General features: G+C 61.2%; 17 protein-coding genes. 5 read left to right on the forward strand and 12 right to left on the reverse strand.

Annotation, left to right across the window (positions count from 1 at the left end; genetic code table 11):
- Positions 1 to 8 precede the first annotated feature (8 nt).
- The 5 genes from ACA053_RS18325 to ACA053_RS18345 form a co-directional block, all read right to left on the reverse strand.
- Positions 9 to 629 (reverse strand): SCO family protein, encoded by a 621-nt coding sequence (locus tag ACA053_RS18325; RefSeq protein WP_497312209.1) that lies wholly within the window; start codon positions 627 to 629, stop codon positions 9 to 11.
- A complete protein-coding gene (locus tag ACA053_RS18330) occupies positions 626 to 1,282 on the reverse strand; it encodes an SCO family protein (RefSeq protein ID WP_109632953.1) in 657 nt (218 codons plus the stop codon). Before ACA053_RS18330 ends, ACA053_RS18325 begins: the two co-directional genes overlap by 4 nt.
- 13 nt (positions 1,283 to 1,295) lie before the next feature.
- A complete protein-coding gene (locus ACA053_RS18335) occupies positions 1,296 to 3,248 on the reverse strand; it encodes a YncE family protein (protein ID WP_497393337.1) in 1,953 nt (650 codons plus the stop codon).
- Between the two features lie 118 nt (positions 3,249 to 3,366).
- A complete protein-coding gene (mnxG, locus tag ACA053_RS18340) occupies positions 3,367 to 9,195 on the reverse strand; it encodes a manganese-oxidizing multicopper oxidase MnxG (RefSeq protein ID WP_497393338.1) in 5,829 nt (1,942 codons plus the stop codon).
- A 403-nt stretch (positions 9,196 to 9,598) separates the two neighbouring features.
- Complete coding sequence (locus ACA053_RS18345) at positions 9,599 to 10,207, reverse strand: lytic transglycosylase domain-containing protein (protein WP_109632958.1); 609 nt, start codon at positions 10,205 to 10,207, stop codon at positions 9,599 to 9,601.
- Positions 10,208 to 10,402: 195 nt separating this feature from the next.
- Here ACA053_RS18345 and gspG point away from each other — a divergent pair, with 195 nt between their 5' ends.
- The 3 genes from gspG (at position 10,403) to ACA053_RS18360 (ending at position 12,843) form a co-directional block, all read left to right on the forward strand.
- On the forward strand, positions 10,403 to 10,837 hold the full coding sequence (gspG, locus tag ACA053_RS18350; RefSeq protein ID WP_094471703.1) for a type II secretion system major pseudopilin GspG: 435 nt from the start codon (positions 10,403 to 10,405) through the stop codon (positions 10,835 to 10,837).
- A gap of 14 nt (positions 10,838 to 10,851) precedes the next feature.
- Positions 10,852 to 12,039, forward strand: a complete 1,188-nt coding sequence (locus ACA053_RS18355; protein ID WP_109632960.1) for a type II secretion system F family protein — start codon at positions 10,852 to 10,854, stop codon at positions 12,037 to 12,039.
- 165 nt (positions 12,040 to 12,204) lie between these two features.
- Positions 12,205 to 12,843: a hypothetical protein gene (locus tag ACA053_RS18360; RefSeq protein ID WP_497393339.1), complete on the forward strand. Its 639-nt coding sequence runs from the start codon at positions 12,205 to 12,207 to the stop codon at positions 12,841 to 12,843.
- Positions 12,844 to 12,990: 147 nt separating this feature from the next.
- Here ACA053_RS18360 and ACA053_RS18365 read toward each other — a convergent pair whose 3' ends face one another.
- Positions 12,991 to 13,887: a LysR family transcriptional regulator gene (locus ACA053_RS18365; protein WP_497393340.1), complete on the reverse strand. Its 897-nt coding sequence runs from the start codon at positions 13,885 to 13,887 to the stop codon at positions 12,991 to 12,993.
- Positions 13,888 to 14,108: 221 nt separating this feature from the next.
- Between ACA053_RS18365 and ACA053_RS18370 the strand changes: the two genes are divergently transcribed.
- Complete coding sequence (locus ACA053_RS18370; RefSeq protein ID WP_497393341.1) at positions 14,109 to 15,128, forward strand: alpha/beta hydrolase; 1,020 nt, start codon at positions 14,109 to 14,111, stop codon at positions 15,126 to 15,128.
- Positions 15,129 to 15,387: 259 nt separating this feature from the next.
- Positions 15,388 to 16,824, forward strand: coding sequence for a mechanosensitive ion channel domain-containing protein (locus tag ACA053_RS18375; protein WP_497393342.1), 1,437 nt, complete (start codon positions 15,388 to 15,390; stop codon positions 16,822 to 16,824).
- Positions 16,825 to 17,053: 229 nt separating this feature from the next.
- Here the strand turns inward: ACA053_RS18375 and ycaC are convergent, their stop codons facing one another.
- The 6 genes from ycaC to ACA053_RS18405 form a co-directional block, all read right to left on the reverse strand.
- A complete protein-coding gene (ycaC, locus tag ACA053_RS18380) occupies positions 17,054 to 17,680 on the reverse strand; it encodes an isochorismate family cysteine hydrolase YcaC (protein WP_497393343.1) in 627 nt (208 codons plus the stop codon).
- Between the two features lie 68 nt (positions 17,681 to 17,748).
- Positions 17,749 to 19,587: an amidohydrolase gene (locus tag ACA053_RS18385; RefSeq protein ID WP_497312224.1), complete on the reverse strand. Its 1,839-nt coding sequence runs from the start codon at positions 19,585 to 19,587 to the stop codon at positions 17,749 to 17,751.
- Positions 19,584 to 20,177: an antibiotic biosynthesis monooxygenase gene (locus ACA053_RS18390; RefSeq protein WP_109632973.1), complete on the reverse strand. Its 594-nt coding sequence runs from the start codon at positions 20,175 to 20,177 to the stop codon at positions 19,584 to 19,586. Before ACA053_RS18390 ends, ACA053_RS18385 begins: the two co-directional genes overlap by 4 nt.
- Positions 20,170 to 20,586, reverse strand: coding sequence for a DoxX family protein (locus tag ACA053_RS18395; RefSeq protein ID WP_497393344.1), 417 nt, complete (start codon positions 20,584 to 20,586; stop codon positions 20,170 to 20,172). The genes ACA053_RS18390 and ACA053_RS18395 overlap by 8 nt, the downstream gene beginning before the upstream one ends.
- 245 nt (positions 20,587 to 20,831) lie before the next feature.
- Positions 20,832 to 22,589 (reverse strand): hypothetical protein, encoded by a 1,758-nt coding sequence (locus ACA053_RS18400; RefSeq protein ID WP_497393345.1) that lies wholly within the window; start codon positions 22,587 to 22,589, stop codon positions 20,832 to 20,834.
- Between the two features lie 956 nt (positions 22,590 to 23,545).
- Complete coding sequence (locus tag ACA053_RS18405; protein WP_109632979.1) at positions 23,546 to 24,466, reverse strand: LysR family transcriptional regulator; 921 nt, start codon at positions 24,464 to 24,466, stop codon at positions 23,546 to 23,548.
- Positions 24,467 to 24,504 lie beyond the last annotated feature (38 nt).

Raw genomic sequence — 24,504 nt, forward strand, 5'->3', positions numbered from 1 at the left:
GCGCGTGCTCAACGACCGGCCACGGGCATTGTCAGCAACTGCAAGCGCTGGGCAATGGCGGCGGCCGGTGCGTCGGGACGGATCTTGCTCCAGCGCTTGTTGGCCACGTCACCGACAATCAGCTGCGTCGAGTGCTGCTCGGGGGTCGGCACAATCTGGCCGATGCGCCCCAGCACAAGGTCCATTTGCGCCTTGTCGCCGGTGAGAAAAAGCCAGTGAGGACCATCGACGCCCTGCTTCAAGGTGTAAGCCTTGAGCACCGCCGGCGTATCGCGCAGCGGATCACTGGTAAGGGAAATAAAGGTGATGCCATCGGCCTTGTCGCCCAGCACCTCACGAACTTCCTTGAGCTTGCGAGTGATCAGCGGGCAGGCATCGTTGCAACTGGTGAAAATCACGTTCAGCAGCACCACGCGGTTTTGCAGAGCATCACTGTAGAAGCGCAGCGTGTTGCCGTTCTGGTCCAGCAACGGCGTGTCGGTGAACCAGGTTTTCGCATCCCGGGTGCCGCTGGCCGGTTGCTCGGCGGCGACCGCCGGCGAGGGCTCGTGATGCTCCTCGTGGGAAAACGCCATAAAACTGATCACGCAAAAACTCATCGTCAGGAAGATCAAAACGAGGGCTTTCATGGCTGATGCTCCATCGCAATGGCAGTGTGTTTGGCGTGGACGTTACGCTGGCCGCTGAGTTTCTCGACTTCACGTATGAGCACCGCCGGGTCGGTAAAACCGTAATAGCGCGTCCAGTGGCGGCTGTTGCCGTCACCGACGAGGATCAGCGGCTGATGACTTTTGAAGTCACCGCTGAAAGAGCCGAGGCCCTTGAGGGTTTCGTTGATCGACTGCGAGCTGCCGGTCAGCCAGCTCCAGCCCGGCCCCTTCTGGAAGCTGCGGGCGTAATCGTTGAGGCGCTTGGCGTCATCGCGCTGGGGGTCAATGCTGATCGACACCAGTTGCACTTCTTCACCGACCCGGGCGCCGAGTTGCTTCTGCACCTTGCCCATGATCGAGGACACCACCGGGCACACCGTGGTGCAACTGGTGTAGATGAAGCTCATGACCACGATCTTGTTGGTCACCAGATCCTTTTCCAGACGCACCGGTTTGCCGTTCTGGTCCACCAGCGCGACGTCGGCGAATTTGACCTGGGCGCTCTCCGAACTGGCGCTTTTGGCCGGCATGTCGTGCCCGGCGTGTTCATCCGCCGAGTGCGCCAGGGCCTGGCCGATGCCGACAGCCAACAGGCAGAGCGTCAGCAGTCCACGGTGTGCGAATCGATTCATGTCGGTTTCCTCTTCAGTGGGCATCGCCAGGCAACACCCGAACGCTGGCAAAGGTCTTGTCATCGAAACTCGCGCCAAGGGACGCCGCGCGAACGTGCAGGTACCAGGCGCCGTTCTGGTCGAGGGTCACCGGGGCTTCGTAGATGCCGTTGCCCACTTCAAGGGCAGCGACGTATTGGGCCCGGGAAGTCGGGGCGCGGAAGTAGCGCACCTGAACGTCCTTGACCCCTCTGCGCTGTGCCTTCTGCTGGCCCTGAACGATGCGAAACCTCACGGTGTAAGGGCTGCCGAGGGCCGCGGTGGACTTGTCGAGCATGAACTCGACTTTTGGCACGCCAGGAAGTTTTGCGAGGTTCTTGTCCGGTTCAACCAGCGCCGTGAAGCAATGGATGATGTTCGGTTGGTTGAGCAGGAACGCCACGTCGAAACGCCCGGCGACTGGCAGCTTGATCCGCGAACTGTAGAGCCCGGGCTCGATCTCGCGCAGGCTGCGGTCGATGACCATGGCCGCCCGCGCCACCTGCCCGCGATTGGGGTAACCGGACATCGGTGCGTTCATGCCTTCGGCGTAGAAGTAGGTGGTGTTGTCCACCGGGTTGACCACGAACACCGCGTTGTCGTCCCGCGACACCGCCAGGCTCGAGGCCAGCGGCAAATCACCGGCCAGCCGTGGTGCCTGAGGCCCGGCTTCGAAGCCCTGGCTGATCGGCGTACGGCCTGCGCCCAACGACGAGAGGTTGATCATCGTGACCTTGGCCGAAGCCAGACCGCGGATGTAGGCATAGGCCTTGGTGAACACCACTTGGTAGGGTTCAGCGGACACGTCCAGTTCATGGATCAACGAATCGGTGGCCGCGTCGATCACCGCCGCCTGGTTTTCCAGGGTGTTGAGGGCGATGCCGAAACGTCCGTCGGCACTGAACCCCATCGGGCCCAGGCCCTGTTTCATCTTGATCACTCGCCGCACGGCGAGACTGCTGGTGTCGACCACGGTCACGGTGCCGTCCTTGCCATCGGCGACATACACCGCCTGGGACAGCGGCGAGTACGCCACCGACAGCGGGTGCGAACCGGTCTTGAGTTGCTTGCTGATGGTCAGGCTGGCGATGTCGATGATGCTCAGCGTGCCGTCGTCGCGGTTGCTGACGAAGGCAAAACGGCTGTCTTTGCTGAAGGCGATTTCGTGGTGCCCAGGGCCGGTGGCCAAGTGTTTTAGAGGCTTGAGGCTGCGGGTGTCGATCACCGTGACGCCGGACTGTTCCGGCGTTTTCGCATTGTTGCCGACCCACAGCAGGCGTTCATCCGGTTGCAAGGCTACGCGCACCGGGTTGCTGCCAGCGGCGACCGAGTCGACCAGTTTGAATTGCTCGCTGTCGATCACCGCCACTGCATCGGCGGTCGGCATGGAGACGAACACCCGTTTGTTGTCCTTGGGCGTGGTCCAGTCCATCGGCGGTTGCTTGATGTCGATCCGCGCCATGGTGCTGGTGATGCCGCCCACCGACACCGACGGATCGACCACCGAGACGCTGGCGTCGCGGTTCATCACCAACAGGAAGTAGCTGTTCAGATCGAGCATCGGCCGTGCGCCGATGCTGGATTTCAGGAAGACGCCGACCCGGGATTTGCAACTTTGCTCGCGGCCCTGGGCCTTGTCGGCGGCGACGGTTTCCGGATCGAGCCAGGCACCGGGATTGATGCCCGATAATGGCTGGCCCGAGGCACTGTCGCTGACGCGGAACTGCACGTCGGCAAACTCGCCTTCACGCAACACGCCATCCTCGGCCAACGCCTTGACCTCAAGCGCCACCGAAATCCCGTCACGGGAGAGGTCCTGACTGCTCCAGGTGTCGGGCAGTGCGACCTGACTCAGCAGGTTGGGCGGCGCGGTGCGCCAGACGCCGACACTGATCAGCGCGACCCCGACAGCCAGCACGCAAACGGCGAATCCGATAGTCCTGTTCATTACACTCTCCCCTTACAGATCTGTGCCTGCCTTCGAACACTGCCCCTGTGGCGAGGGAGCTTGCTCACTCGCCACAGATCACTCATCGCACGTTCTTTCTCTTTACTGGCCAGTGCCCCTACGGTGCCGGTGCCGGCTCAGGTTCGTTGGTCACCCGCAGCAATCCCCAAAGCCCGGCGGTGTTGCCGTAGGCGCCGTAGTCGCGGTACAGGTAATCGCCTGGTATCGCGTTGCTGCCCCCGGCGCTCGGGTGCATGAAGCTGAAGTGCGCCGCCGGCAGGATGCTTTCACGCGCGCCGATGTACATCGACATCGGGTTGTAGCCGAACCGCACCGACCCCACCCCAGGCGTGGCCATCGGATAACCACCGACATCGCTCTTCTCCGACTGGAACGGGTTGACCGACCAGACGTGACCGTCCAGTTGGAAGGTCGTGCCGCGACTGCCACCGCTCGGCATCATGATGTGGGTGCGGAACGGTTGACCCGGTTTCACATACAGCACCGGTGTCTGCGGATCGCCCCCGATCAGCGCATTGCTGTAGGCCATATGCGCGTTCGGCACGTCACCGTAACCGGCACCGTTGGCATGCCCGAACGGTGCATCCGGCGCCAACCCGAAGCGGAACCAGATCGGCTCGGCCTTGTAGTTGATGGCCATGCTCGAGTTGTCCTGTGGATCGGTCGGTACACCGAAGCCTTCGGCGGCAATGCCTTCCACCGGCCGACCATTGGCCCAGCGGATGTTCAACGCTTTCTGCCAGACCATCGCAAAGTCGCGGTAAGTGGTCTGCCCTGGTGCCGTGACCGTTGCGTTGGTTTTCCGTGCATCCTCAACCCAGGTTGCGCCGACCGGCAGGATAGTCATCGCCCCGCCCAAGCCTTTCTGCGGTTGTTTGATGAGGTCCGCCGGGGTGATATTCAGTCCGCCGAACTCCACCGCCGTGGCAATGATGTTGTCGACACTGCGGCCCAGTTGCGTGACCGGTTTGCCTTCACGTTCCAGATGCCCGGCGTAGTACTGATAAGTACGGGTCGGGTACGCGCCGCTGTTGCCGATGCGCGGTGGCACGGTCTGGATAGGGTTGGCACCAACGTTGGTGCCGTCGGATTTGGTGATGTCGTACGCCAGCAGTTGCGCGTGCAGACCCACGTGGCTCGACGGCCGGAGCAGGTTGTTGGTGAAGATGGTCGAGCCCTGGCCATTATTGCGATCACGCTTGACCAGCCCTTGCATCACCGCCGTCTGGGTCAGGTCGGGCATGACCACCGGCAAGCGGTTTTCCAGGGTGATGTTGATGCAATCGCCCGCCGTTGCGCGCAATACCAGCGGTTCGACAGGCACGCCGGCTTTCAGCTTGCCGGTGGCCGGATCGAGGTCGGATTTGCGCACATACAGGATCGCAGTCGGATCATGCAACGGGCCGCTTTGCCCGCCGACGGTGATGGTTTCACCATCCTCAGGATCGACCACGGTGACCTGCGGGATGTTCACCGGCCGCGAGTTGAACACCAGGGTGCCACCCGCCGGATTCAACGGCCCGCCCACGTGTTGCCCGATGCCGGCCGGATCGCCGATGGTCAGGTTCAACGGATTGAGCAGGATGTCGTTGGCCAACGCCGCAACCACTTCATAGTTGCGTTGCACGGTCGGCCGGGTGCCGATGCCGTTGGGGTTGGCACTGATCCGTGGGCAGGAGCCATTGAATGCCACGGTGTTGCGCATGCCCGCAGGTTTGGGGTTGTTTGGCACGGCGAACAGGTCGCTGCGCTGGGCCGTGTAGTTGCGCATCACGCCCCAGATACCGTTCCAGTAACCTTCAATGGAAGCGTCCATCGAGTACAGGTAATCCCCCGTGGTCGCCGCTGAACTGGAAAGCATCGAGACCGGTGCATTGAAGCCCATCTGTTCGGAGATACCGACCATCTGCGACGCGCGCCAGCCGGAGTTGGAGCTGTTGCCGAAGCCGGAACCGCTTTGCAGCCATTTCACGCCGTGCAGGGTCACGTTGTGCTCTTCTTCGTGACCGCCGGCATGCACCCGCAGCCGCACGTTGTCACCGGTGTAGGTGCGCAACATCGGGGTGAACGGGTCGCCCGGCTCCGCGCCGCCACGGTTGACGTGCGGCGGGAACAGCGTGGTGCCGCCGGTTGGACCGGTGGCCGAGGTGACCAGGTTCGGTGCCAGGTTCATCGCCGGGATGGCGCGGTCGGTACGGCTTTGCATGGCGTACGCCAGGTCACCGCCGAGGCCGTCGGCCTGCATGCCGCGCTTGCCGTCCGGGCCGACCTTGTTCGGGTCGTACACCCGTAGGGCCAGCGGTTCGTTGCGGTAGTTGACCACGAACATGCCGGGGTCATCGACCGAGATCGCCTGTGGGCATGGCCGAGTCGGACAACCCGGCACCATGCCGCCCTGCACTTCGATGATGCCGTCGAGCAAGGTGCTGGCGTTGTTGCGCACCGGCGGGTTGATCGCGTAGCGGAAGCTGTCGGCGGTGGCCGGGAAGGCTTGCGGATCAGGCACGCCGTTAGGACCGGCGCCCACATACACACCGGCTTCATAGGCGTGCTGGAAGTCGCTGTATTCGAGGAAGAACTCACGGAAGCTGTCGTTCTTGCCGTCGCCGTCGATGTCACCGGTGGACACCACCGCTTGCCACGAAGTCGGCCCGCCGTCCTGGCGCGCGCCGCTGTACAACGGCTCGCCGGTTTCAGCGTGGAACCAGGTGGAACCGGCCGGTTCAGCCAGCACGGTGGCGTACAGGCCAATCTGTTGGTGAGTCGATGGGCCGAGGTGGTCGTGGGTGAAAATGGTCCCCAGGCCACGGTCGACACCTTTGGCGTTCACCACCGGATCGACGAACCAGCGCTGCATTGCCGTGCGCGCCCCGACCCAATCCGCCCGGCCAAATTGACCGAAGTACGGGTGATTCTTGGCTTTCGGACAGGCCGGTGTGCCGTCACGTGGATCGGTGCCTGTGCACTGGTTGAACTCGCGAATGGCGTGGATACGTTCTTGCACGGCCCCCGGGGAAAGAACGCCGTCTTCGTAGTTCCAGCCGTTGGCCGAACCGTCGGCCGCCGTCAGGTCCCATTTCGGCAGGTGAATGTGCTGACCGATCACGTCGGTCGGCGTGCGCACCTGATAATCGTCCATTTCATAGACGGCCGGCACCAGGTTGGTTTGCTGGTATTGCACGCAGTCGAAAGTGTTCATGCGCATTACCAGCGGCTCTGGCGGACGCTGTTTGGTGATGACCGGCCAGGCGTCTTCCCACAGCGCCAGGATGCGCGCTTGCGGGAAGTGGTAGCCGACTTTGTTGTACACCGCGTCGAACTGGATGTTCGCCGCTTTGTAGACCCGTGGACGGTCGGCGGTGAAGGCCGAGGAGCCGGTGTAGGACATGCCGTCGATGCGCTCGCCGCTGGCAAATTCGCCGGTGCCGGCGCTGCTGGTCAGGCGTTTTTGCCGGTCGTCCATGCACGGTTCGTAGTATGGCGCGCCGGCAATCGGCAAGGCACCGTTGGTGCGGAAGGCCTTCGCCACGATTTGATTACCCGGCAGCACGGCAAAGCTTGGGTGGTCCTTTTTGGCGTGGAAGGCCATGGCCGCCTGTTCGACTTCGGTACCCTCTTCCGGCATGTAGATCGGTTTGGCGCGGGTCACTTCCTTGGAGAAATCCAGCGACGTGGTAATGGTGTTCGCCACGCCACCGGCGGAGAAACCGTCCAGGGAGTGACGCCCCAGGCCGCCGTCCCAACCGCCGGACTGCACCGGGTCGAGGTTGGCCCACAAGGCGTTCCCGCTGCTTTTCAAGGACTGGGCCTTGGCTGCATCAAGCATGTCCAGCGGTGGAGTCGGTGGACGTTGGCCGACGGAGGTTTCCATGCCGCCGATCCAGAACGGATAGCCAGGGTTTTTCAGGCTGCCGTCGGCATTGCGGTTGGCTTCGCTGCGATCCACCAAGGCCAGGGAACCAATGGCCTGTGCACCACCGCTGCCGCCGTGATGTTCGCCGTCGTCATCTTCTTCGTCATCGTCGTCATCATCACCAGCGACCAGTATCTCGCCGATTTTCGGCACCACCGCGACCTTGCCTGGCATCGGCGCCATGGCTTTGCCCGGCAGCGGCACGACCGCAGGAATCGGAGTACCGGCAATGATTTCGCCATCGGGCAAGGCCCGGGCGCCCGCCGCCGGTTTGCCGCTGCGCAATGCGTAAGGTTCGTTGTGGAAACCGTCGGTGCCTTGTTGGGAGACTTCGAGTTTGGTGCCTTCTTCAAACACGTCGTGCACCCGCCACATGCTCCACATGCCCTGGGCAAAGTGTGGGTAGAAGTGGCAGTGGTAGATCGCATCACCGGCGACGCGGTTGCGGTTGCCCGAACCGCCGTTGGCGATTTCATAGGTGTAGCCGGCGCCCGGGCCGATGCCCTGGGCATCCACATAGTCGGAGTTGTCGTCGTTGGGGTTGAACAGCCACTGATGGCCGTGCAAGTGAAAGATGTGCTGCTCGTGGCCGTTGTGGGTGTTGCGGAATTTGACGAAGTCGCCGATGTAGCTGTGGTTGACGTTGGACGGCTCGGACGGATACAGCGCCATGGTGGCCTTGACGCCAATCTGATCGGCGCGCGGAACCTGCCCTGGAAGAATGCCTTCCAGGCCGGCGTTGGCCGGTACGTCCACCAGCATCGCCACGTCGCCGACGGTGTGCGAACTAAGGAAAAATTCTTCATAGGCGCAAGACAGGCAATCGTGCATCGGCCCGACGCCCAAGCGGTTGGCCACCACCTCGGCGCCCATGCCGCCGGAGCCATAGTTGATCATGAACGAATCGCGGGTCGGCTCCAGCACGTGGGCCATTACCGGGTCTGCCCAATACGCGGGGAACGCCTGGGTCGCGGCGGTTTCATCCTGGAACTGCGAGGCGAAATCGCGGAACGGCTCCAGCCGATTCGGAATCGCCGGGTTGCGTTTGCCCACGGCTTCCAGCGGATAGGTGGATGGAGGGAAGCTGCCGTCGGCATTGCCGCCCATCACAATCGCGTCGCTTTCACTGGAGATGATTTCATTGCCGTCGACCATGTTGATGATCGGCGTGCCGGCCTTGCCTTCACGGATCCACGGTTCGCGCTGCGGGTAGCGCGCCTGGTAATCGACGATCGGTTGACCGGCCGGGGTGCGGCCGCTGCTGGCCAGGCGCATCTCTTCTTCGGTCACGGTGTTGCGATAGCTGCGGCCGCCCTTGGGCACCACTACCACCTGGCCGAACAGGCCGTTGGCAACGTTGCCCGCATCGCCCTCACCACCGAAGGTCGCACCACGGCTGCTGGCGGCGAATGCACCTTCGCGCTCAGCGAACAACGTGTAGGAACGGGTGCCGCCCGGGGCGACCAGCGAATTGCCGTTGCGCCCGGTGTACGAGGCGATGTCGTCGATGCTGTTGACCGCTTGCATGCCGTTGACCTGGAAGCCGACATGGCGATCAGCGACCTGCTCATCGACTTTGAACTGATCGACGTTACCGATTTCGACCTCACCCTCAATCTCACCCTCCTCCCCGTTTTCGTGGCTTCCGGGGTTGGCCTGGTACGCCAGCAGGTTCTGCAGGTTGATGGTCAGGCAGTCACCGGCCGCCACGCGCAACACCAAGGGGCGCGGACGCTTGTCGGGACGCAGCGAGACTTTGCCCGGCACCGCCGCGCCGCCCTGGGCCAGGGACACGTTATGGTCGTCGACCACATCGCGGCGCAGGGCGAACATCATGCCATTGACGTTTTGTGCGCCGAGGCGGTTGAACATCAGCGGCTGATCCAGCGCCACGACGTTCGCCACCAGGTTGCGCTCGCAGCGCAAGGCTGCCTCGGCCAGCTCGATGCCGAACATCGACACCACCAACAGCGCACATTTGAACAAGGACGAAGCGTTCGGTATGCCGGTCATGATCACGGGCCTCGCTGTGGGTGCTCACAGGGAATAATTCTCGACAAATCCCCTTGAGCAATCCGCATGCCATAAAAAATTCAGTTAGTTTTCAGCCACTTGAAGCAACGATTTAATAACCCGGGGGATATTCCCCACTTATTCCCCCCTTTTCCGGGTGGATGACAACCTCCACCCCAAAACTCAAATCCCGTAGCAGCTGTCGAGCTTGCGAGGCTGCGTTCGGCGGCGAAGCCGTCGTGAAATCCGGCAACGCGGTGTTTCAGGAAAACCTCGCATTCAGGTTTTACGACGGCTTCGCCGCCGAACGCAGCCTCGCAAGCTCGACAGCTGCTACGGGGCGAATGCGGTCTTCGGTCAGTGGTACAGATCGGGTTGCCCCACATGTGGGGGATTGCCCCAATCACAGCGGTGCGTCCATGGCCAGGCCCTGCAAGCGCCGGTACTGGCGCAAGACATTGGGCACATAACGCTGGGTTTCAGCGAACGGCGGGATCACCCCGCCACGGCTCAGGACCGCTTGTGGTCCGGCGTTGTAGGCCGCCACGGCGAGGGTGATGTCGTTGTCGAACAAGGTCAGCAGGCGCTTGAGGTATTTGGCGCCACCCTGGATATTGGCTTTCGGGTCATAGACGTTTTTCACCCCCATCTCCCGAGCGGTATCGGGCATCAATTGCATCAGCCCGCCAGCGCCTTTTGGGGACGTTGCATCCGAGTTGTAGCGCGACTCTTCGCGGATCACCGCGTGCAACAACGCCGCCGGCAATTCATTGGCCGTGGCGGCCGCCGACACCAGCTCTGCATAAGGTTGTCTGGCAATCATCTGGGGCTGCTGATCAAGACCGACCAGCGAGGATTGGGGTTCGTGAATGACTCGTTCATAGGTGCGGCCGGGACGGTGAACATTGGACAGCACGTAGCTGCCCTTGGCGTCCACGGAAACGAACACATCGGCCTGTACGACGCTCGTCAGCAGCAAGCAGCCGAGCAGTCCTGTGGTGAGTGTTTTCATTATTTTGCCTCCCCTGCCCGGCCCCGAAAAATGGGGGTAATGCCCCAATGGCCGGTAGTAAACCAGCCATACGCAAGCACTGTGCCGAAAGCGCAAAGGCCCGGAATACAGGGGTTTCGCAAGGATGACCGGGGGTGAGCATGGCAATTGCATACGCCTTCAAGGCGACCCTTCTGCCGACTGTGTGAGGTCATCATGAATCAGCGTTTGCGTTCCGCCCCGCGTACTCAAAGCGGGTTCACCCTGCTCGAACTGTTGGTGGTGCTGGTGGTGCTCGGGCTGTTGGCCGGTATCGTCGCGCCGAAGTATTTCGCCCAACTGGGCCGCTCCGAAGTGAAGGTGGCCAAGGCGCAAATCGAAGGCCTGGGCAAAGCGCTCGACCTGTACCGACTGGAGGTCGGCCATTACCCATCGACCGAACAGGGATTGCAGGCGCTGGTCACTGCGCCGAGCGATGAAACCAAATGGACCGGTCCGTATTTGCAGAAAAAACTGCCGCAGGATCCATGGGGCCGTAACTACAACTACCGCTACCCCGGCGAAAACGGCGAATACGATCTGCTGTCCATGGGCAAGGACGGCCAACCCGGCGGCGAAGGCGAAAACGCCGAAGTCACCAGCTGGCAATGACGGGGGTGGCGACCATGCGCTTTCATCTCAAGGCAGTGGGCAAGGCCGGCGTGGTCTCGATGACCGTCGAGGCGCCCGGCCACAGCGAAGCCCGGCGCATCGTCGAAGACCAAGGCTTGCGGGTGGTCAGCCTGCACGTCGAGCGGCACTGGCGCGCGCTGCGCCTTCGACAGCGCGAGACTTTCAACCTGGTGTTGTTCAGCCAGGAGCTGACCACCTTGCTCAATGCCGGCCTGCCTTTGATCGATGCGCTGGAAAGCCTGGCGGAAAAAGAGAACGCGCCGCAGGCCCGTAAAACCCTGAGTGAACTGGTGCGCCTGCTTTACGAAGGCAAATCGTTCTCCCAGGCACTGGCCCAGCTGTCGGCGGTGTTCCCTCCGCTCTACGTTGCGCTGGTGCAGTCCAGCGAGAAGACCGGTGCCGTGGGCGATGCCCTGGGCCGCTATGTCAGCTATCGCCAGCGCATGGACGAGGTCCGGCAAAAAATCGTCAGTGCTTCGATCTACCCCCTGCTGTTGCTGGTGGTGGGCGGTGGCGTGGTGTTGTTCTTGATGGGTTACGTGGTGCCGCGCTTCAGCCTGGTGTTCGAAGGGCTGGGGTCGAACCTGCCGTGGCTGTCACAAGTGCTGATGAGCTGCGGGATGTTCCTTCACGCCCACCAGGGTGAGTTCTTCGGGGGCTTGGCGGCGATCGTCGTCGCCCTCGGTTTCCTCCAGCGCCAACCGGCCTTTCGTCGGGGCGTCGATCGGGTGATCGAAAAACTCCCGGCGGTCCATCAACGCATCTTCATGTACGAACTGGCGCGCTTCTATCGCTCCCTGGGCATCCTGCTGCAGGGCGGCATCCCCCTCGTCACCGCCATGGGCATGGTCCGCGGCCTGCTCACCCCCGCCTCCCGCGTGCGCCTGGACCAGGCCTGCGAACGGGTGCGCGAGGGGCAATCGCTGTCGGCCGCCCTGGAACTCAATCATCTGGTGACCCCGGTGTCCCTGCGCTTGCTGCGAGCAGGCGAACAGTCCGGCAACCTCGGGCAGATGATGGAACGCAGCGCCGACTTCTACGACGAAGAAATCAGCCGCTGGATCGAATGGTTTGTGCGCCTGTTCGAACCGTTGCTCATGACCTTCATCGGCCTGCTGATCGGGGTCATCGTGATCCTGATGTACATCCCGATCTTCGAACTGGCTTCGAGTATTCACTGACCCTCCGGAACGGGGTCGAGTGGAACGGGGTCGAGTCGTACCGTTCATCGCTCATCCACGTTGCAAATGAATTAATCGGCGCGCTGCGGTGTTCACCGTTTGAATCGAGCAGCACGTTGCATTGTTCATCAACGTTCCAACCTGAATAAGAAGACGGAGAACGACATGCACATCAACAAGCTTTTACTGGCAGTTGCGATTGGCGCAGTTCTGTCGGCGTCTACCGTATTGATTCCGGACAGTTTGTCCGGGGTGTCGAGTGCCCAGGCCAAGGACGGTGGTAGTGGTGGCGGCGGTGGATCTGGTGGCGGTGGTCACGGTGGCGGTGGGTCTGGCGGTGGTAGCGGCGGTCACGGTGGTGGTGGGTCTGGTGGTGGTGGCGGCGGTCACGGTGGTGGGTCTGGTGGCGGTGGCGGCGGTCACGGCGGTGGTGGGTCTGGCGGTGGCGGCGGTGGGTCTGGTGGCGGCGGTGGTGGTCACGGCGGAAGCGGCGGCAATGGTGGCGGCCACAGTGGAAACGGCAGCGGTGGCAACAGCGGCAGCGGTCACAGCAGCAGCGACCATGGGTCGGGGCACTCCGGCAACACCGCCTCATCCTCCTCCGGACGCAGCGGCACTCACGCCGAACCGGGTGACGATCATGGCGTCCATCGCTCCGGCGAAATCGGCGATGACCACGGCGTCCATCGCTCGGGCGAAATCGGCGACGACCACGGCGTCCATCGCTCCGGCGAAATCGGCGAAATCGGCGACGACCGTGGCGTGCATGTCGGTGGCGAGCCAGGCGATGACAAAAGGAGCTGACAGACACTGACCTTCAAAACGCCACAAATCCCCTGTAGGAGCGAGGCTTGCCCGCGAATGCGTCGTATCAGTCAACGCTTGTTTTGACTGTCACGATGCCTTCGCGGGCAAGCCTCGCTCCTACAAGGAATTGTGTGATCCGGCGCCCTACAACCCACCCTCAACCCGATCCAGCCGCTCGCGCAGAAACTCGATCAACGCCTGCACCGGCCGCGAACTCTGGCGGTGCTGCGGATACACCGCCGACAACGTCAACGGCTGCGGACGAAACTCATCCAGCACCGGCACCAGCCGCCCCTCCTTCAGCGCCGAGCCGACAATGAACGTCGGCAAGTACGTAATCCCCATCCCCGCCACCGCCGCATCCTTGAGCAACTCGCCGTTGTTGACCCGCATCCTGCCCGTCACGTTGACGGTCAGCGGCTTGCCCTGCCCTTCAAACCGCCATTGCACCTGACGCCCGTGGCCGTAAGGCAGGCAGTCATGGCTGTGCAAATCTTCGGGTCTGAGCGGCGTACCACGCTCGGCGAGGTAAGCCGGGCTGGCGCAGTACACGCGTTCGATGGAGGCGATACGGCGGGCGATCAGGGTCGAATCTTCCAAAATGCCGATACGCAACGCCAGGTCGTAACCCTCGCTGAGCAAGTCCACCGGACGATCGCTCAGGTCCACTTCCACCGTGACATCGCGATAGCGCTGCAAAAACAACGGCAGCAGACACCCCAGATGCGCCAACGCAAACGACAACGGCGCGCTCACCCGAATCGTGCCGCGCGGCTCGGTGGTCTGGCCTGCGATGCCCTGCTCCACCTGCTCGACTTCACCGAGCAGGCGTAACGCCGACTCGTAGTAACTCTGGCCCAGCGGCGTGACATCCAGCCGTCGCGTGGAGCGGTTGAGCAAACGCACGCCCAGGCGCTCTTCAAGTTGCATCAGACGACGGCTGACGAACTGCTTGGACAGGCCCAATTGATCGGCTGCCGAGGTGAAGCTGCCGGAGTCCATGACCTGGCAAAAAATACGCATATCTTCGAACGGGTTCATTGTCACGCCTTGGTTGACAGTCAAACACTTTATAGCCGCTTTTTCCCTTTTGGGCGACCTATTAATCTGTGTTCCAACCCAACACCTGTAGGAGCTGTCGAGTGAAACGAGGCTGCGATCTTTTGACTTTGATTTTTTAAAAACAAGATCAAAAGATCGCAGCCTCGTTTCACTCGACAGCTCCTACAGGGACCGACAGACAATTAAAAAGGATTTGCCCCATGAACATCGTCAACAAAACCCTGACCGCCTCCCTCCTCGCCCTTTCCATCGGCAACGCATTCGCCGCCGGCAGCCCGGGTGTCGAACACAACACCCAGGCCTTCCTCGAAGCCCTCGCCGCAGGGGGTGGCAAGCCGCTTGAGCAGTTGAGCCCGAAGGAGGCCCGTGCGGTGCTGACCGGTGCGCAAAACTCGGTGAAGGTTGACCTGTCGGGTGTGGACGTCAGCGACCGTGCGATCAAGGTCGATGGGCAAACCATCAATCTGAAAATCGTTCGGCCGGCCAAGGTCAAAGGTGAATTGCCGGTGTTCATGTTCTTCCACGGTGGCGGCTGGGTGCTGGGCGATTACCCGACTCACCAGCGTCTGATCCATGACCTGGTGGTGGGCTCCGGCGCGGTCGCGGTGTATGTCGACTACACGCCATCGCCGGAAGCGCACTACCCGACCGCAATCAACCAGGGCTACGCCGCGACCCGTTGGGTGGCCGAGCATGGCAAGGACATCGGGGTCGATGGCAAACGCCTCGCGGTGGCCGGCAACAGCGTCGGCGGCAACATGGCGGCGGTCGTGGCGTTGATGGCCAAGGAACAGAAAACCCCGGCGCTGCGCTTCCAACTGTTGATGTGGCCGGTGACCAACGCGCAGTTCGACAGCGGCTCGTACCAGCAATTTGCCGAAGGCCACTTCCTGACCAAGGGCATGATGAACTGGTTCTGGGACAACTACACGACCGACCAGGCCGAGCGTGCGCAGATCCATGCCTCGCCGTTGCAAGCCAGCGCCGAACAGCTCAAAGGCCTGCCCGCCGCCCTGGTGCAAACCGCCGAGTTCGACGTGTTGCGTGACGAAGGCGAAGCCTACGCCCGCCACCTCGACGCGGCCGGTGTGCCGGTCACGGCGGTGCGCTACAACGGCATGATCCACGACTTCGGCCTGCTCAACCCGCTGAGCCAGATTCCGGAAGTCAAGGCGGCGGTTCGTCAGGCGGCATTGGAACTCAAGACTCACCTGAACTGAGACCACCTCGCCTCGCCACACTGCAATGTGTGGCGAAGCTGATTGCCCTTGTAGCAGCTGTCGAACTGTGGCGAGGGGATTTATCCCCGTTCGGCTGCGCAGCAGTCGTGAAGCCTGAATGCAAGGTCGTTCTGACACACCGAATCGCCTGATTTCACGACTGCTTCGCAGCCGAACGGGGATAAATCCCCTCGCCACCGTGCTGGGGCTCGACAGCTGCTACATGTATCGAAAGCGTTCTTTTAGTCGGAGTTCCCCCATGTCCTTTATCCTCGCCCATCTGCTGTCCTGGAGTGCCCTGTTGCTGGTGATCGACGCCGTGCTCTGGCACCTCGCGCCGTTCAAGCATCGCGTCACGCGGGTTGGCGTGCGGCTGGCGCTGTTCGTGATGTTCAGCGCGCTGGTGATCAATGCCGGCGTGAGCCCGTTGCAGGCGCCGCTGTTGGCCGAGGATCGTGTCGCGCAACTGGGTGCCACGGCATTGGGGATTCTCTGGTGGCTGTACGCCGCGCGGGTGCTCACCGAAGTCATCGGCCTGGTGCTGATGCGCCGCATCGGTCACAGCGGTCGCTTGTTGCAGGACGTCATCGGTGCACTGGTGTTTCTGATCGCCATCGTCGCGGCAGCCGGTTACGTGCTGGAGCTGCCGGTGAAAGGCTTGCTGGCGACGTCCGGCGTCGTGGCCATCGTCGTCGGCCTGGCGTTGCAAAGCACTTTGAGCGACGTGTTTTCCGGGATCGTGCTCAACACCACCAAGCCGTATCAGGTGGACGACTGGATCATGATCGATGGCGTCGAGGGTAAGGTGCTCGACATCGACTGGCGCGCCACACATATGCTGACCAGCGCCGGCAGCACAGCCGTGGTACCGAACTCGGTGGCGGCCAAGGCGAAGATCGTCAATCTGAGCCGGCCGAACAACATGCACGGCGTGTCGATCAGCATCCAGGTGCCCAACCACATTCGCCCGCGCCGGGTGCTGGATGCCCTCGAGCGCACGCTTCAAGGCAGCAGCAGTTTGCTGCTTAACCCGGCGCCGAAAGCGGTGCTCAAAGAGGCTGGGGAAACCATGTCCGAATACGTGGCCAGCGGATTTATCACCGAGCTTGGCAAGAAAAGCGAAGTGCGTAATCAGCTGTTCGACCTGGCACATCGGCACCTCGAAGCGGCGGGGATTTCCCGGCAGATCGATGGCGTGATTGAACCGACAACCCGCGCTCGGGCATTGCTCGATGAAGTGAAGGTCTTCCGTTCCTTGAGCGAGGACGAGCGTGATCAATTGGCTCAGTCGATGGTCCCGCAGCAGTACGCGGCAGGCCAGGTGGTATTGGAAATGGGTGAAGTGCCGGACAGCCTGATGGTGATCGCCACGGGCGTGGTCAGCGCCACCGTGCCCGATGGCACCGGTCAAACCGAAGCAGGTCGCATGGGGCCGAGCGAGGTGATGGGTGAGCAAAGCATCCTAACCGACACGCCGTCCCAGGCCACCTTCACCACCTTGACCTCGTGCATCATTTACCGGATCGACAAATCCCTGACCCGTAGCTGCATGGAACAACGGGTTGAAGTGGGTCGGGCGTTGAACAAGCTGCAGGCGGTACGCCAGCAGAACAGCCGGTTGGCGTTGATGGCCAAGCCGGTGCAAATCAAGAAAAGCGGCTTCCTCAGCTGGCTGCAAAAACGCCAACAGGCGTAACGGATCACACGGTTTCATGTAGCAGCTGTCGAGCTTGCGAGGCTGCGTTCGGCTGCGCAGCAGTCGTGAGTCCAACCAACGCGGTGTGTCAGAAAAAACTCGCACTCAGGTTTTACGACTGCTGCGCAGCCGAACGCAGCCTCGCAAGCTCGACAGCTGCTACAGAAAGCTCGTTCGTCAGACAAAAAAATGCCCGCACGGTCGCGGGCATTTTTATGGATCGCCGGGCTTACTTCGACGTCAACACCGCGTAGCTGTTCATCAAATTGCGATAGTTCGGAATGCGCGTCGACAGCAGGTTCGCCAGGCCTTCCATGTCGTTGCGCCAGTCGCCCTGCAGCTCGCAGGCCACCGAGAACCAGTTCACCAGTTGTGCACCGGCCGCTGTCATGCGTGCCCACGCGGCTTGCTGCACGGTTTCGTTGAAGGTGCCCGAAGCGTCGGTGACCACAAACACTTCAAAACCTTCCGCCAGTGCCGACAGCGTCGGGAAGGTGACGCACACGTCAGTCACCACACCGGCGATAATCAGTTGCTTGCGGCCGGTGGCTTTAACGGCCTTGACGAAATCTTCGTTATCCCAGGCATTGATCTGGCCTGGACGCGGGATGTACGGCGCGTCCGGGAACAGCTCTTTCAACTCAGGCACGATCGGGCCGTTCGGGCCGTTTTCGAAACTGGTGGTGAGGATGGTCGGCAGTTTGAAGAACTTGGCCAGGTCCGCGAGGGCCAGCACGTTGTTCTTGAATTCGTTCGGCGAGAAATCCTGGACCAGCGAGATCAGGCCAGTCTGGTGGTCGACCAACAGGACAACAGCATCGTCTTTGTTCAGGCGTTTGTACGGAACGTTGCTCATGTGAATCTCCTCGATGGATGGGTATTACGCATGGCGCCGACGTGCTGCATCGGCGCTGATTGTGATCGTCAGAACGCGAAGCACGAGCAGCCGAACGCGCCCCAGAAACCCGCAAAATCACTGACCGGCGCGTTCGACAACCGCGCCTTCTCATGGCTGTGGGCATGCACGCCACACGGCCCGCTGCAATGGTGAACCTGCGCCTGCATCGGCGACGTCGGACGCCAATGCCCCGGCACCTTGACCACCGGCGACCAGTCCGGCAGCACCGGCACGCTGGCCGGTCCGAGTTTTTCGAAATCACCGGCGGCGTACACCACCTTGCCACCGACCACGGTCAACACCGACTCGATCCACTTGATCGCTTCTTCATCGACGCTGAAAAAGTCCGCACTCAAGGCCGCCAAGTCAGCCAGTTGGCCGACCTTGATCATGCCTTTCTTGCCCTGCTCGGAAGAGAACCAGGCGCTGCCGTGGGTGAACAGTTCCAGTGCCGTTTGTCGCGAAAGCCCCTCGGCGTGCAGCTCCAGGCCACCGACCGTGCGTCCGCTGACCATCCAGTACAACGAAGTCCATGGATTGTAGCTGGACACTCGCGTGGCATCGGTGCCGGCGCCGACCGGCACCCCTTCGGCCAACATGCGTTTGATCGGCGGCGTGGCTTCAGCCGCTTTGGCGCCGTAACGCTCGACAAAATATTCGCCCTGAAACGCCATGCGATCCTGAATCGCAATCCCGCCACCCAACGCCCTCACCCGCTCGATGTTCTGCGGCGTGATAGTTTCAGCGTGGTCAAAAAACCACGGCAAACCGTTGAACGGAATGTCACGGTTGACCTTCTCGAACACGTCGAGCATGCGGCTGATGGATTCGTTGTACGTGGCATGCAAACGGAACGGCCAGCGCTGCTCGACGAGGTGGCGAACCACCGGTTCCAGCTCGTCTTCCATGGTTTGCGGCAGGTCGGGACGCGGTTCAAGGAAGTCCTCGAAATCGGCCGCCGAGAACACCAGCATTTCCCCGGCGCCGTTGTGTCGCAGGTAATCGTCGCCCTGATGCAAGGTCACGCTCGACGTCCAGTTCTTGAAGTCGGTCAGCTCTTCTTTCGGCTTCTGCGTGAACAGGTTGTAGGCGATACGAATGGTCAGTTGCTGGTCCTTGGCCAACTGCTCGATCACCTGGTAATCGTCCGGATAATTCTGGAAACCACCGCCGGCATCGATGGCGCTGGTCAGGCCGAGGCGGTTGAGTTCACGCATGAACTGGCGGGTCGAGTTGACCTGATATTCCAGCGGCAACTTCGGCCCTTTGGCCAGCGTCGAGTACAAAATCATTGCATTGGGACGCGCGACCAGCATGCCAGTCGGCTCACCGTTGCTATCGCGCACAATCTCACCACCCGGTGGGTTCGGCGTGTTGCGGGTATAACCGGCCACGCGCAATGCAGCGCGGTTGAGCAAGGCGCGGTCGTACAAATGCAGGACAAACACCGGGGTGTCCGGCGCGGCCTGGTTGAGCTCTTCGAGGGTCGGCATGCGCTTTTCGGCGAACTGGAATTCGTTCCAGCCACCGACCACGCGCACCCATTGCGGCGTTGGCGTGCGATCGGCTTGATCCTTGAGCATGCGCAAGGCATCGACCACCGACGGCACGCCTTCCCAGCGCAGTTCGAGGTTGTAGTTCAAACCACCACGGATCAGGTGCAGGTGTGAGTCGTTAAGGCCGGGAATGACGCAACGGCCCTTGAGGTCGATGACCTGGGTGCCCGACCCCCGCAGGGCCATGGCGTCGGCATCGGTGCCGACCGCAACGAAGCGGCCTTCGCTGATCGCCACCGCACTGGCGCGCGGGTTTTCACGGTCAACGGTATGAAATTGGCCATTGAATAAAATCAGATCGGCGTTCATCGCGTTTCCTTGGACTGAGGGGAATGGGACAGCCACGGCGCGAACAGACGCGTCGCCATCGGCATGAACAGGTACACCACCGAAACGACGATGGTCAGCGTGATCAGGAACGTCGCGACCACGTAATTGGACAGGATGGCGTTGAGTTGCAGCAGCGGGCCCCAGAGCAGCGGCACCAGCAAGGTGTGCGGCAAAATCACCAGCAACGTCACCACGGCCTGCTTCCAGCGCGGCGGCGGTGGCGAAGCGGCGTCGGCTTGCGGCGCGAACCAGAACTCATTGACCGGGTTGACCTCGGTCTGGTCGCCATCGGCGAGCATTGGCGTCGCTTCGTTGACCAACTCCAGCCGCTGCGGCGAATCGAGCCAGCTTTGCATCGCGTCGGTGGAGCAAAAGCGCAGCACGCAGGTGTACATGTCGAGGCCGGCGTTTTTACCGCGCATCACGTCAACGCCCAAGTGCCCTTCCTGCTGCCCGGCGATGCTGACAATGTTGCGCAACCAGGCTTCATAGGGCACTTCAAAACCGGCCTTGACCCGGTGCTTGATCACCAGGGTCACGACTTCCTCGAAACGATTGGATTCAGGCATAACGCAACGCTCCGGCAAATCGGACATTGAGCGCCAGCCGTCCCGGCCCAGCGATAAAAAGGCTGGTGAACACAATCAACAGCAGCCAACCGAACTGCCCTTCCTCGACACTCCATTGCGCATGCACCACCAGCAGCGCGATCAGCAACACCGCCAAAATCGGCAGGCACGCCAGACGCACCAACACCCCGGCGATGATCAGCAACGGGCACAGCACCTCGGCAAAAATCGCCAGCATCAGCGTGATGTTCGCGCCCAAGTGAAAAGGGTCTTCGATGACTTGCAGTTGAGCGCCGTAGTTAAGCAACTTCGGCAAGCCGTGCACCCACAGCAGGAACACACCGCCACTGACCCGCAAAAACAGCAGTCCGAAATCCTGCGCCCGTTCATCCCATCGCGACGTATTCATGGGCTACCTGCTCAAATGAAAAACCACCGGCAACGATGCGCCGGGACATCTTTCGATAGTGCCGGTGTGGGTGCCGGAAAAATTGGATGTGTGTGCTCTTTTTGCCAATGAGCCGGATCTACTACCGACGAAGCTCCCACAGGGGAATCTTCATTGCTGGAAGCTTTCTGCCAGGCACAAAAAACGGCCTCTACCGAGACCGTTTTTTTTTCGCATCAAAACCACAGGCGTGACGCTCGCCCTGTTCAAGGAGTGGACCGAACGAGATATTCACGGACATCAAAGACCATCGCCGTCGCTGGATCCGGGACCTGATCCAGATTGACCCTGAAGCGAATGAGCAATGTGCTGCCGACAGCCAATAGCTGCAGATAGCTGTACGCAATCGTAATGCTGTGGCCATTGGTCGTAACCCAATTTCGATGAACCGAATTGCGGGCACCCGTCCATACAATGAGATTGTGACTGCCACCGCTGGCGTTCTCGCCTTCCAGATCCAGCCAGATCCGCTGTCCAATGGCGATATGCGGCCAGCCACCAAACGTGAGAGTCGCCCCGGCCATGACGTCTTTCAGATCCAGTTCGTCTGTACCGTTCGCCTGGGTAATCACCGGAGCAATCAGCGCGGTTGACGGGATCGCCAGCACGTTAAGGGGAAACGGTTGTGAGGTCACCGGAGGCGATGCTCCGCGTGTGTAAGTAAAGGTAATCTGGGCTTTTTTACCGACGCTAAACGCCACCAATGACTCGGGCAGCGAAATATCCAATGGGCGAGTAGCGCCAGCGATAACCGGGTTTGTCGTGTACGTACCCGCTGAGGGCGTACCCGAGGCGGCTGTCCACGTCACAGTGACACTGTCGCCGGCTTCCAGGTCATCCACGACAGCGGTCAAACTGCCTGTAGCCGCCAGCGGATCCAGGTTGAGATTATCGGGCGCTTCTTTGATCGAGAGGGGTCGATCCTGTAACTCCACGTTGATCGTCCATCGATTGGACTTCTCTCCATCACCGTCAACAACAATAGCCGTCAACACGTTTTGACCATCAATCAGCCCGTTCACTTGATGCTGCCAACTACCGGCAACGACATTGGCCGTGCCTTGGGGAATTCCCCCGTTAAAGATTTCCACTTCTTCACCGTTCGCACTGCCATGTACCGTCACAGTGGAGTACTCGGTGTCCCCACCATTGGCAATGTCCTGACCGAGCGGATTTTTCACCGACAAGATCTTCGGTGGTTCGGGCGTTATCGATGCGGTTGTTCTGACGATGTAGTTTCGATGCGCAAACTTCTGGGCAAGGGTTTCATCCTGGCTTCCTTGCAGGCCTGCCATGAACTCCAGGGTCAGCGTGCTGCGATCCTTGAGCCCCTTCAGCGGGACAGCGGAGTAGTTTTGCGCATAGAAGCCTTTGCTGAATGACTGACCGACAACGTTGCCCGGCGAACGCCAGTACACCTCATTGAAATCGCTACCGTCGGCATTGACGCCTCTGAGACGCAACCAGAAATACTGGTCTCGGGTTTGCAGAGCCCATGAGTTTATCCGCAAGGTAAATTCAGTCAGGGCCCTCACATCAAGGGCCAAGCCTTCGCCAAAGTCCTGCGCCTGCGTAATGAAAGGTCTGGGCAAATCGTTTTGCGTGACAGGCAGCACGTACAAAATCAGCGGCTGCGAAGTGACAGGTTCCGAAGTGCCTCGCATCACGGTGTAGCTCAGCGCCACCGTCATTCCCTGATTAAAGATCACCAGCAACGCGCCGCCAATCCCGACCTCCAACGGCCGCAACCCATCCACCGGGAAAAACCCCGAGGTATATGACCCGGCCCCCGGCGCGCCTGCCCAAGTCACGCGGACCCTGTCACCGGGTTCCATCGGGTACTCCATGACAACCCTGCAGCTATACCTGACCGCCACTGAATTCAGTTGGTCGGAGTCCTGGCTTTCCCGAATATACGGAGGCGGCAAGTCGTCGGTGACCAGTTCAGCAGGTTGACTATTCATCCTTCGTTCCCTGTGCGTGATTGATCTGATTCCTTGGGCACGGGGTATCACACACCGGATCGTGAAGAACCGCTACTGTCAGAACTTACAGGTCAAGGGCGCTTACAGACGAACGGTCGATAGCGTTGAGGGATCGAGGGGATCGAAAGGGGAAACGTTGTCGGTTTCCGGGGAATTGGGTGTGGCTTTGCATGTGGTGAATCGCCGGTATACCTGGAACCACCAACACCTGTCGCTAAACAAGTAAGGCTGGCGGCTGTACGCAGGTTAGCGAACCGAGAGGCAAGTAACGCTAAACACCTTTAAACACAGCCCTAAAATCAACATACATTCCCCTCTGATAGCGGGCTTGCTCGCGATGGCATTGGGTCAGCCGACATCAATGTTGAATGACACACCCCCATCGCGAGCAGGCTCGCTCCTATAGTGAATGGGTGTATGACTTGAGGATAATGGTCGGCTGTCAGGCCGCCTTCGCGGGCAAGCCTCGCTCCTACAATGGATCGGTGCACACCGTACGCTTTTCACCACTCAACAGGCCGAGCGTTAGCTCGCCTGCAGCTTTTGATCTTGATCTGCCCGCCCCGTCGGGAGGCCGAGTGGAGGCGTTCATCTGGGGGTGGGCGCGTAGCGCCGTGCGGCGAAGCCGCACACATCGAGAGGAGGTCGAAGCGAAGCCGACCGGAGGCGATGCCCCCAGATGAATGCCGGAGCGAGGGTACGCCGAGCCCAGGCGAGGGGCCGGACGCTGGGGCGAAGCCTTTTGGTTCCTTTTTGGCGTTTGAAAAAGGGACTCGCTGTAAGAGCGAAACCATAAGTGGCCGTTACCGCAGGAACGGATATGTACACCCAGGAAGAGATAGGTCGGCTATCAGGCCGCCTTCGCGAGCAAGCCCGCTCCCACAGTTGGATGGCGTACATCAAGGGGAACCTGGTCGGCCCGGAGGCCGCCACGTTCAAGCCGAAATCGGCAAAGGCCTCGACATGAACTCGCTGATCCGCGACCGCAACCACCGCTCCGCCGGATCGTTGTCATGCACCCCGCTCCAGGCCATCGACAACTGCGCCGCATCAATGGGAAACGGCGGATCCTCCGCCCGCAATGCACACCCCTCAACCAACGCACACGCCGCATAATCCGGCACAGTCGCAATCATCTCAGTCCCGGCCAGCAACGCCCGCAACCCGCTGAACTGCGGCACGCCCAATACCACACGGCGGCTGCGACCAACCTTGGCCAGATCCAGATCGATATTGCCACTCAGATCGCCCGAGAACGACACCATGGCATGCGGTCGTTCGCAGTATTCATCGAGCGTCAGCGTCCCCGGTCGCTTGTCCCCGCGCAGCACCTTGCAGGGGATGTCCCGCAACTTCTTGCACTTGGCATTCGCCGGCAAATCCGTGGTGTAGCTCACCCCCACGGAAATTTCCCCCGAGGCCAGCAGTGCCGGCATCAGCAGATAGTTGGCACGACGCACCACCACGACGATCCCCGGAGCCTCTTCCTGCAGTTGCCGCAACAACGGCGGAAACAAACCGAATTCTGCGTCGTCCGACAAACCAATGCGGAACACATCATTACTGGTTGTCGGATCAAATTCCTTCGCTCGGCTGACCGCCCCGGAAATCACATCCATCGCCGGTTGCAGTTCCTTGAGAATCGCCAGCGCCCGCGCCGTCGGCTCCATGCCGCGACCGTTGCGCAGCAACAACGGATCGTCGAACAGGTCCCGTAACCGCCCCAGCGCCGCACTTACCGCCGGTTGCCCCATGAACAGCTTTTCGGCCACACGGGTGAGGTTCTTCTCGAACATCAACGCTTCGAAAATCACCAGCAGGTTCATGTCGACGCGACGCAGATCGTTACGGTTCATAGGCACGGTTTCCTTGTGTGTTCAGCCAGGCAAGAAGC

It is taken from the genome of Pseudomonas sp. LBUM1672 (assembly GCF_059695655.1).

Excerpts from the sequence above, each read along its gene's own strand:
- ACA053_RS18375 (WP_497393342.1), top strand. The coding sequence starts at position 15,388 with ATGTCCTTTATCCTCGCCCATCTGCTGTCCTGGAGTGCCCTGTTGCTG.
- ACA053_RS18355 (WP_109632960.1), top strand. The coding sequence starts at position 10,852 with ATGCGCTTTCATCTCAAGGCAGTGGGCAAGGCCGGCGTGGTCTCGATG.
- ACA053_RS18365 (WP_497393340.1), bottom strand. The coding sequence starts at position 13,887 with ATGAACCCGTTCGAAGATATGCGTATTTTTTGCCAGGTCATGGACTCC.
- ACA053_RS18400 (WP_497393345.1), bottom strand. The coding sequence starts at position 22,589 with ATGAATAGTCAACCTGCTGAACTGGTCACCGACGACTTGCCGCCTCCG.
- ACA053_RS18335 (WP_497393337.1), bottom strand. The coding sequence starts at position 3,248 with ATGAACAGGACTATCGGATTCGCCGTTTGCGTGCTGGCTGTCGGGGTC.
- ACA053_RS18330 (WP_109632953.1), bottom strand. The coding sequence starts at position 1,282 with ATGAATCGATTCGCACACCGTGGACTGCTGACGCTCTGCCTGTTGGCT.
- ACA053_RS18370 (WP_497393341.1), top strand. The coding sequence starts at position 14,109 with ATGAACATCGTCAACAAAACCCTGACCGCCTCCCTCCTCGCCCTTTCC.
- ACA053_RS18390 (WP_109632973.1), bottom strand. The coding sequence starts at position 20,177 with ATGCCTGAATCCAATCGTTTCGAGGAAGTCGTGACCCTGGTGATCAAG.
- mnxG (WP_497393338.1), bottom strand. The coding sequence starts at position 9,195 with ATGACCGGCATACCGAACGCTTCGTCCTTGTTCAAATGTGCGCTGTTG.
- gspG (WP_094471703.1), top strand. The coding sequence starts at position 10,403 with ATGAATCAGCGTTTGCGTTCCGCCCCGCGTACTCAAAGCGGGTTCACC.
- ACA053_RS18385 (WP_497312224.1), bottom strand. The coding sequence starts at position 19,587 with ATGAACGCCGATCTGATTTTATTCAATGGCCAATTTCATACCGTTGAC.
- ACA053_RS18405 (WP_109632979.1), bottom strand. The coding sequence starts at position 24,466 with ATGAACCGTAACGATCTGCGTCGCGTCGACATGAACCTGCTGGTGATT.
- ACA053_RS18345 (WP_109632958.1), bottom strand. The coding sequence starts at position 10,207 with ATGAAAACACTCACCACAGGACTGCTCGGCTGCTTGCTGCTGACGAGC.
- ACA053_RS18395 (WP_497393344.1), bottom strand. The coding sequence starts at position 20,586 with ATGAATACGTCGCGATGGGATGAACGGGCGCAGGATTTCGGACTGCTG.
- ycaC (WP_497393343.1), bottom strand. The coding sequence starts at position 17,680 with ATGAGCAACGTTCCGTACAAACGCCTGAACAAAGACGATGCTGTTGTC.
- ACA053_RS18325 (WP_497312209.1), bottom strand. The coding sequence starts at position 629 with ATGAAAGCCCTCGTTTTGATCTTCCTGACGATGAGTTTTTGCGTGATC.
- ACA053_RS18360 (WP_497393339.1), top strand. The coding sequence starts at position 12,205 with ATGCACATCAACAAGCTTTTACTGGCAGTTGCGATTGGCGCAGTTCTG.